The 7,012-nt window shown below is 63.2% G+C and carries 17 protein-coding genes; all 17 read left to right on the top strand.

The genetic code is table 11. From position 1 onward, the window contains the following. Positions 1-97 (top strand): elongation factor Tu (locus tag WC326_15100; GenBank protein MFA7332394.1); only part of this gene is annotated, 97 nt, incomplete at its 5' end. A 77-nt stretch (positions 98-174) separates the two neighbouring features. Further along, positions 175-483 carry a 30S ribosomal protein S10 gene (rpsJ, locus tag WC326_15095; GenBank protein ID MFA7332393.1) on the top strand — a complete coding sequence of 103 codons (309 nt, stop codon included), beginning with the start codon at positions 175-177 and terminating at the stop codon, positions 481-483. A 10-nt stretch (positions 484-493) separates the two neighbouring features. After that, positions 494-1,111: a 50S ribosomal protein L3 gene (rplC, locus tag WC326_15090; GenBank protein MFA7332392.1), complete on the top strand. Its 618-nt coding sequence runs from the start codon at positions 494-496 to the stop codon at positions 1,109-1,111. A 10-nt stretch (positions 1,112-1,121) separates the two neighbouring features. After that, entirely contained in the window at positions 1,122-1,754 is a 633-nt protein-coding gene (gene rplD / locus WC326_15085) for a 50S ribosomal protein L4 (protein MFA7332391.1), read from the top strand. Next, positions 1,747-2,034, top strand: a complete 288-nt coding sequence (gene rplW, locus WC326_15080) for a 50S ribosomal protein L23 (GenBank protein MFA7332390.1) — start codon at positions 1,747-1,749, stop codon at positions 2,032-2,034. The genes rplD and rplW overlap by 8 nt, the downstream gene beginning before the upstream one ends. Positions 2,035-2,050: 16 nt before the next feature. Continuing rightward, positions 2,051-2,878: a 50S ribosomal protein L2 gene (rplB, locus tag WC326_15075; protein MFA7332389.1), complete on the top strand. Its 828-nt coding sequence runs from the start codon at positions 2,051-2,053 to the stop codon at positions 2,876-2,878. Positions 2,879-2,892: 14 nt separating this feature from the next. Then, positions 2,893-3,177, top strand: a complete 285-nt coding sequence (gene rpsS, locus WC326_15070; protein ID MFA7332388.1) for a 30S ribosomal protein S19 — start codon at positions 2,893-2,895, stop codon at positions 3,175-3,177. A 10-nt stretch (positions 3,178-3,187) separates the two neighbouring features. After that, on the top strand, positions 3,188-3,556 hold the full coding sequence (gene rplV, locus WC326_15065) for a 50S ribosomal protein L22 (protein ID MFA7332387.1): 369 nt from the start codon (positions 3,188-3,190) through the stop codon (positions 3,554-3,556). Then, positions 3,557-4,246, top strand: a complete 690-nt coding sequence (gene rpsC / locus WC326_15060; protein MFA7332386.1) for a 30S ribosomal protein S3 — start codon at positions 3,557-3,559, stop codon at positions 4,244-4,246. Positions 4,247-4,261: 15 nt separating this feature from the next. Beyond that, on the top strand, positions 4,262-4,672 hold the full coding sequence (gene rplP, locus WC326_15055) for a 50S ribosomal protein L16 (protein MFA7332385.1): 411 nt from the start codon (positions 4,262-4,264) through the stop codon (positions 4,670-4,672). 9 nt (positions 4,673-4,681) lie between these two features. Next, positions 4,682-4,888: a 50S ribosomal protein L29 gene (gene rpmC, locus WC326_15050; GenBank protein MFA7332384.1), complete on the top strand. Its 207-nt coding sequence runs from the start codon at positions 4,682-4,684 to the stop codon at positions 4,886-4,888. A gap of 9 nt (positions 4,889-4,897) precedes the next feature. Next, a complete protein-coding gene (rpsQ, locus tag WC326_15045) occupies positions 4,898-5,155 on the top strand; it encodes a 30S ribosomal protein S17 (protein ID MFA7332383.1) in 258 nt (85 codons plus the stop codon). A gap of 18 nt (positions 5,156-5,173) precedes the next feature. Continuing rightward, positions 5,174-5,542, top strand: a complete 369-nt coding sequence (gene rplN, locus WC326_15040) for a 50S ribosomal protein L14 (GenBank protein MFA7332382.1) — start codon at positions 5,174-5,176, stop codon at positions 5,540-5,542. Further along, positions 5,542-5,847: a 50S ribosomal protein L24 gene (gene rplX / locus WC326_15035; protein ID MFA7332381.1), complete on the top strand. Its 306-nt coding sequence runs from the start codon at positions 5,542-5,544 to the stop codon at positions 5,845-5,847. Before rplN ends, rplX begins: the two co-directional genes overlap by 1 nt. Before the next feature lie 4 nt (positions 5,848-5,851). After that, positions 5,852-6,409, top strand: coding sequence for a 50S ribosomal protein L5 (gene rplE, locus WC326_15030; protein MFA7332380.1), 558 nt, complete (start codon positions 5,852-5,854; stop codon positions 6,407-6,409). Position 6,410: 1 nt separating this feature from the next. Beyond that, positions 6,411-6,596 (top strand): type Z 30S ribosomal protein S14, encoded by a 186-nt coding sequence (locus WC326_15025; GenBank protein MFA7332379.1) that lies wholly within the window; start codon positions 6,411-6,413, stop codon positions 6,594-6,596. Positions 6,597-6,606: 10 nt separating this feature from the next. Next, on the top strand, positions 6,607-7,005 hold the full coding sequence (gene rpsH / locus WC326_15020) for a 30S ribosomal protein S8 (protein ID MFA7332378.1): 399 nt from the start codon (positions 6,607-6,609) through the stop codon (positions 7,003-7,005). The last annotated feature ends 7 nt before the right edge of the window (positions 7,006-7,012 follow it).

Raw genomic sequence — 7,012 nt, 5'->3', positions numbered from 1 at the left:
GATCGCGCCCATCGCCATGGAGAAGGACCTGCGCTTCGCCATCCGCGAAGGCGGGCGGACCATCGGCGCCGGCGTGGTGACGGAAATTCAGAAGTAATCGACCCGGACAGGTAGGGACACGATGTATCGTGTCCCTACGACCTCCCGGGCAATGGTCTAAGCAGGAGTCGGATCGTGGCCAATCCGAACATTCGAATCCGTCTCAAGGCATACGATCATAACCTGATCGACATGTCGGCCGAGAAGATCATCAAGACCGCGCGGGATTCCGGTGCCATCGTGGCCGGTCCCATTCCGCTGCCCACCGATCGCTCGGTGGTGACGGTGAACCGGTCGCCCCATGTGGACAAGAAGTCCCGCGAGCAGTTTGAAACCCGCATCCACAAGCGGCTGATCGACATCCTCAACGCGACGAACAAGACGATCGACGCGCTGATGAAGCTCGAACTGCCCGCCGGCGTGGACATCGAGATCAAGTCCTGAGGAGCCACCTATGAGCGCCATTCTGGGACGCAAACTCGGGATGACCACGGTGTTCGATGAGAAGGGCGAGTGCATTCCCGTCACCGTCATCGAAGCCGGACCCTGCTACGTCACCCAGATCAAGTCCAAGGAGCGGGACGGTTACGAAGCCGTGCAGCTGGGCTTCAATGAAGTCAAGCCCGCCCGCATGAACCGGCCGGAGACCGGCCATCTGAAGAAGGCCGGCGTGAAGCCGCTGCGCCATCTGCGCGAGTTCCGAAGCGCCGTGCTAAGCGCTTTCGAGCTGGGCTCGGTGGTCACCTGCGGGATCTTCAAGGCCGGTGACAAGGTGAAGGTTTCCGGTACCTCCAAGGGCCGGGGCTTCACGGGCGTGATGAAACGCCACAACTTCTCCGGCTTCAAGGCCAGCCACGGTGTGCACGAATCCTACCGCGGTTCCGGTTCGGTGGGCGCCTCCTCCGATCCGTCGCGCACCTTCAAAAACTGGCGCATGGCCGGCCAGTGCGGAAACGAGCGGGTCACCGTGTCCAACCTCAAGGTTGTGGCGGTGGACGCCGAGCGGAATCTGCTGCTGGTGAAGGGAGCGGTGCCGGGCGCGCGCAACGGCCTCCTGGAAATCCAGAAGTAAGGGGAACGTCATGGACGTGATCATCCACAAGAAGGACGGCTCCCCGACCAGCGAGCGCATTGAGCTGCCGGATGCCGTGTTCAACATCGAGAACCCCAACGGCCACGCCGTTTACCTGGCGGTGGTGTCGGAGGAGACCGCCAAGCGGCAGGGCACCCACGCCACGCTGAACCGCTGCCTGGTCAGCGGCGGCGGTCGCAAGCCCTACAAGCAGAAGGGCACGGGCAACGCGCGGCAGGGCACCAGCCGGGCCCCGCAGTACCGCCACGGCGGCACGGTCTTCGGACCCCAGCCCCACGAATACGAGAAGAAGGTCAACAAGAAGGTTCGCCAGTTGGCCAAGATGAGCGCCTATACGCTGCGCGCCCGGGAGCAGAAGGTCGTCGTGGTCGAGGACTTCAGCTATGACAAGCCGGCCTCCAAGGCCATGGCCGGTCTGCTCAAGGCCTTCACCCTGGAAGGACGGCGCGTGTTGTTCCTGACCGCGGGGACGGATCGCAACCTGTACCTGTCGGCGCGCAACATCTACAAGCTGGAGCTTAAGCCGGCGGACCAGCCCAGCGTGCGGGACATCGTGGGCAGCGAGGTGATCGTGCTGCAGAAGAGCGCGGTGGCCCGCCTGCAGGAGGTGTACGGTGGCTGAGAAGCGAGTGCTGATCCACCCCATCCTGTCGGAGAAGTCGGTGGCGCTGAAGGACGAGCGCAACCAGTACTACTTCCGGGTGACGTTGGATTCCAACAAGATTGAGATCCGCACGGCGGTCGAGAAGCGCTACGGCGTCTCGGTGAGCAGCGTGCGCACCATCAACGTGGGCGGCAAGGTGAAGCGCATGGGCGCCCACGCCGGTCGTCGCGCGGACTGGAAGAAGGCCGTGGTGACCTTGAAGCCCGGCGACAAGATCGAGCTGGTCGAAGGTCTGTAGGAAGCGGAGAACGGCAATGGCCCTGAAGCAATACAAGCCGACGACGCCCGGGCAGCGCTTCCGCAGCACCCCCGGCTTCGAGGAGATCACCAAATCCAAGCCTGAGAAGGCGCTCACCGTCATCAAGAAGAGCAAGGGCGGGCGCAACAATCAGGGTCGGATCACCGTGCGCCACCAGGGCGGCGGGCACAAGCAGCGCTACCGGATCATCGACTTCAAGCGCAACAAGGACGGGATCCCCGCCCGCGTGGCCGCCATCGAGTACGATCCGAACCGCAGCGCGCGCATCGCCCTGCTGTTCTACAAGGACGGTGAGAAGCGCTACATCATCGCGCCGGAAGGCGTCAAGGTGGACACGTGGTTGATGAGCGGCCCCGGGAGCGAGATCAAGACAGGCAACTGCCTGCCCTTGAAGGACATCCCCATGGGTGAGTTCGTCCACTGCATCGAGCTGAAGATCGGCAAGGGCGCCCAGATGGCGCGCGGTGCCGGGGCTTCCGCCACCGTGATGGCCAAGGATGGCGACTATGTGCTGATCAAGCTGCCCTCCGGCGAACTGCGCAAGGTGCACCAGAACTGCCGCGCCACCATCGGCAAGACCGGCAATTCGGAGCACATGAACATCAGCTCGGGCAAGGCGGGTCGCAGCCGCTGGCTGGGCATCCGGCCCACCGTGCGCGGCGTGGTCATGAACCCCGTGGACCATCCCATGGGCGGCGGCGAAGGTCGCAGCTCCGGCGGTCGCCATCCCACCTCGCCGTGGGGTTGGAAGACCAAGGGTCTGAAGACGCGCAAGCGTCACAAGGACAGCGACAAGTTCATCGTGCGCCGTCGGACCAAGTAGGGAAGGATCTTCACATGGCGCGATCGATCAAGAAAGGTCCCTTTGTGGACGGCCACCTGGAGAAGAAGGTGGATGCGATGAAGAACGCCGACAACAAGAAGGTCATCCAGACCTGGAGTCGGCGCTCGATGATCACCCCGGAATTCATCGGCTTGACCTTCGCCGTGCACAACGGCAAGAAGTTCATCCCGGTGTACGTGACCGACAACATGGTAGGACACAAGCTGGGTGAGTTCGCCCCCACCCGTACCTACTTCGGCCACAAGGACAAGAAGGGCGACAAGAAGGCCAAGCGGTAGAGGAGTAGCGATGGAAGCGAAAGCGATCTGCCGCAACCTGCGCATCTCGCCGCGCAAAGTTCGCCTGGTGGCGGACCTGGTGCGGGGAATGAAGGTCAACGACGCACTTGTGCAGCTGCAATTCAGCGAGAAGCGCTCGTCGACCCCGGTTTCCAAGTTGGTGCGTTCGGCCGTGGCCAATTTCAAGCAAATGGACGGCGCCAAGGGCGTGGACGTGGATGAGCTGATCATCCAGACGATCTTCGTGGATGAAGGTCCCACGGCCAAGCGGTTCCTGCCGCGCGCCATGGGGCGGGCGACCACGATTCGCAAGCGTTCGAGCCATATCACCGTGGTGGTGGGGCAGAAGGCCCTGGAGTCCACGGGAGCGGAGGGCTAGATGGGACAGAAAACGCATCCGATCGGGTTCCGCCTGGGCATCAACAAGACCTGGTCCTCCAACTGGTTTGACGAGCACCACTTCGCGGACAAGCTTCTCCAGGACGTGGAGATCCGCAAGTACATCTCGAGCCGGAAGGCCTACCAGAACGCCGGCATCGCCCGTATCGACATTGAGCGGCATCCCCGCACGGTGGTGCTGACCCTGCACACCGCCCGTCCCGGTCACGTGATCGGGAAGAAGGGCCAGGACGTGGAGCGCCTCCGCGAGGAGCTGAAGCTCAAGTTCGACAACGAGGTGCAGGTCAACATCATCGAGATCAAGAAGCCCGAGCTGGTCGCCAAGCTCGTGGCGGACTCGGTGGCCCGGCAGCTCGAGGGACGCGTGTCCTTCCGCCGCGCCATGAAGAAGACCATCCAGGCCACCATGCGCAACGGCGCCGACGGCATCAAGATCATGTGTTCCGGCCGACTGGGCGGAGCCGAGATGAGCCGCACGGAGCGTTACAAGGAAGGCCGGATTCCCCTGCACACTCTTCGCGCAGACATCGATTATGCGCTGTCGGAAGCCCGGACCACCTACGGCGTCATCGGCGTGAAGGTCTGGATTTGCCGCGGCGAGAAGTTCGGCGTGGACTATGAGGCCAGCAAGCAGCAGAACAACCGGCCCAAGCCCGCGCGCCGCAAGTAGGAAAGGATCGTCATCATGTTGATGCCGAAACGAGTCAAGCACCGCAAATCCATGCGGGGACGGATGACGGGCCTGGCCTACCGCGGATGCAACGTGGATTTCGGTCAGTTTGGCCTGAAGGCGCTGGAGCCCGGATGGGTGACGGCCCGCCAGATCGAGGCCGCCCGTGTGGCCATGACGCGCCACATCAAGCGCGGCGGCAAGGTCTGGATCCGCATCTTCCCGGACAAGCCGGTTTCCAAGAAGCCCGCCGAAACCCGAATGGGTAAGGGCAAGGGCGCCCCCGAGTTCTGGGTGGCCGTGGTGAAGCCGGGCAAGGTGCTCTTCGAGATCGAGGGCGTGAAGCCCGAGATGGCCCAGGAAGCCCTCCGCCTGGCGGGACACAAGCTGGCCATCGCCACCAAGTTCGTCGAGCGTCGGGACTAGGAGAGCGCCATGAAGACCAGTGATATCCGGCGGCTGAGCCGGGCCGATCTCGAGGCCCGACTGACGGAAGCCGAGAACAACATGGGCGAGCTGCAATACAAGCACGGGATGAGCCAATTGGAGAATCCCCTGCGCATCCGGCAGCTGCGCAAGGACATCGCCCGGCTTCGCACGCTGTTGCGGGAGTCGGACGTGCAGACGGCATCCCAGGGCTAGGAGCGTATCATGACGGAACGCGGGATTCGCAAAGTCCGGGTGGGCCGGGTTGTGTCCGCCGGCATGGACAAGAGCATCACGGTGGCCGTGGTGCGCAAGGTGAAGCATCCGATCTATTCCAAGTACTTCCAGAGCACGAAGAAGTACATGGCCCACGATGAGACCAACGAGGCTCAGCCGGGGGATCTGGTGTCCATCACCGAGTGCCGGCCGCTAAGCCGCTGCAAGCGCTGGCGGTTGACGCAGATCATCGAGCGCAAGAAGTAAGAACGGGAGATCCGGACCATGATCCAGGAAGAAACCCGACTCAACGTCGCCGACAACACCGGCGCCAAGCTGCTCAAGTGCTTCCGCGTGCTGGGTGGCACGGGTCGGCGCTACGCCAGCGTGGGCGACATCGTGGTGTGCTCGGTGAAGAAGGCCCTTCCGGCCAGCAACATCAAGAAGGGCGCCGTGGTGAAGGCCGTGATCGTCCGGACCACCAAGGAAGTGCGCCGGGCGGATGGTTCCTACATCCGCTTCGACGACAACGCCGCCGTGATCATCGACGACAAGAAGGAGCCCAAGGGCACGCGAATCTTCGGGCCGGTGGCGCGCGAGCTGCGCGACCGCCAGTTCATGAAGATCGTCTCCCTGGCGCCGGAGGTGCTCTGATGCGATTGAAGAAGGGTGACAAGGTCGTCGTCCTGGCGGGCGTCGACAAAGGCAAGCAGGGACGCATTCTGCAGTCCATGCCGGAGAAGGACAAGGTGCTGGTGGAAGGCGTGAACGTGATCAAGCGCCACACCAAGCCGCGCGCCGCGGGCCAGACCGGTGGCATCATCGAGAAGGAAGCCCCGGTGCACGTGTCCAAGGTGTCCTTCGTGGACCCCTCCACGGGCAAGAAGGCCAAGCTGGGCGCCAAGGTTGTCGACGGACGCCGCGTCCGGGTCTCCAAAGACTCAAACGAGGTGGTGTGACGCCATGAGCTACGAACCGCGCATGAAGCTCTCCTACAAGGACAAGGTCCGGAAGAGCCTGATGGAGCGCTTCGGCTACACCAGCATCATGCAGGTGCCGAAGCTGACCAAGATCGTCCTGAACGTGGGCATGGGCGCCGCCAAGGATACGCCCAAGGCCCTGGAATCGGCGGTGGAGGAGCTGGGGTGGATCACCGGCCGCAAGCCCGTGATCAACAAGGCCCGCAAGTCCATCTCCAACTTCAAGCTGCGTGAGGGCATGGCGGTGGGTGCCAGCGTCACCCTGCGCCGGGATGCCATGTGGGAGTTCCTCGATCGCTTCATCTCGATCGTGACCCCCCGCATGCGCGACTTCCGCGGCTTGAGCGACCGCTCCTTCGACGGCCGGGGCAACTACAACCTGGGCATCAAGGAACAGATCGTCTTTCCGGAAATCGACTACGACAAGGTCGAGCGTGTGCATGGCATGGACATTTGCTTCGTGACCACAGCCCGCACGGATGAAGAGTGCAAGGTGCTGCTGGCTGAGCTCGGCATGCCCTTCGTCAAGAGGAACCAGTGACATGGCCCGTCAAGCACTGATCAAGAAGCAGCAGGGAACGCCCAAGTTCAAGGTGCGCGCCTACACGCGCTGCCGCAAGTGCGGTCGCTCGCGGGCCTATCTGCGCAAATTCGGGCTGTGCCGCATCTGCTTCCGGCAGATGGCCCTGGCGGGTGAGATCCCGGGCGTGGTGAAGGCGAGCTGGTAAGGAGGACCCAATGCCTGTGACGGATCCCATCGCTGATCTGCTGACGCGCATCCGCAACGCCATTCACGCGAACAAGCGCGTTGTGGACTGCCCCAGCTCGAACATCAAGCTGCGCATCGTGGATATCCTGGCCAAGGAAGGCTATATCCGCGGCTACAAGGTGGAGACGGAGGCGGTGCAGGGCACCATCCGGATCGCCCTGCGCTTTGGAAGCGACGGCCGCAGCGTGATCACCGGCCTGCGCCGGATCTCGAAGCCCGGCTTGCGCCAGTACCGCGGCACGGACAAGCTGCCCCGGGTGCGCAACAACCTGGGCATCGCGATCCTGAGCACGCCGGAAGGTGTCATCACCAACAAAGAGGCGCGTGCCCGCAATGTGGGTGGCGAGGTCCTCTGCTACATCTGGTAAGGAGGCT

It is taken from the genome of Candidatus Delongbacteria bacterium (assembly GCA_041675285.1).
Taxonomy (GTDB): Bacteria; CAIWAD01; CAIWAD01; order CAIWAD01; family CAIWAD01; genus CAIWAD01.
This window is presented reverse-complemented; position numbering and strand designations above follow the sequence as displayed.

Bases quoted from the DNA above. Each gene is read 5' to 3' on its own strand.
- rplC (MFA7332392.1), top strand. From the start codon at position 494: ATGAGCGCCATTCTGGGACGCAAACTCGGGATGACCACGGTGTTCGAT.
- rpmC (MFA7332384.1), top strand. From the start codon at position 4,682: ATGAAGACCAGTGATATCCGGCGGCTGAGCCGGGCCGATCTCGAGGCC.
- rplB (MFA7332389.1), top strand. From the start codon at position 2,051: ATGGCCCTGAAGCAATACAAGCCGACGACGCCCGGGCAGCGCTTCCGC.
- rplX (MFA7332381.1), top strand. From the start codon at position 5,542: ATGCGATTGAAGAAGGGTGACAAGGTCGTCGTCCTGGCGGGCGTCGAC.
- rplV (MFA7332387.1), top strand. From the start codon at position 3,188: ATGGAAGCGAAAGCGATCTGCCGCAACCTGCGCATCTCGCCGCGCAAA.
- rpsC (MFA7332386.1), top strand. From the start codon at position 3,557: ATGGGACAGAAAACGCATCCGATCGGGTTCCGCCTGGGCATCAACAAG.
- rpsQ (MFA7332383.1), top strand. From the start codon at position 4,898: ATGACGGAACGCGGGATTCGCAAAGTCCGGGTGGGCCGGGTTGTGTCC.
- rpsS (MFA7332388.1), top strand. From the start codon at position 2,893: ATGGCGCGATCGATCAAGAAAGGTCCCTTTGTGGACGGCCACCTGGAG.
- rplP (MFA7332385.1), top strand. From the start codon at position 4,262: ATGTTGATGCCGAAACGAGTCAAGCACCGCAAATCCATGCGGGGACGG.
- rplE (MFA7332380.1), top strand. From the start codon at position 5,852: ATGAGCTACGAACCGCGCATGAAGCTCTCCTACAAGGACAAGGTCCGG.
- WC326_15025 (MFA7332379.1), top strand. From the start codon at position 6,411: ATGGCCCGTCAAGCACTGATCAAGAAGCAGCAGGGAACGCCCAAGTTC.
- rplD (MFA7332391.1), top strand. From the start codon at position 1,122: ATGGACGTGATCATCCACAAGAAGGACGGCTCCCCGACCAGCGAGCGC.
- rpsH (MFA7332378.1), top strand. From the start codon at position 6,607: ATGCCTGTGACGGATCCCATCGCTGATCTGCTGACGCGCATCCGCAAC.
- rplN (MFA7332382.1), top strand. From the start codon at position 5,174: ATGATCCAGGAAGAAACCCGACTCAACGTCGCCGACAACACCGGCGCC.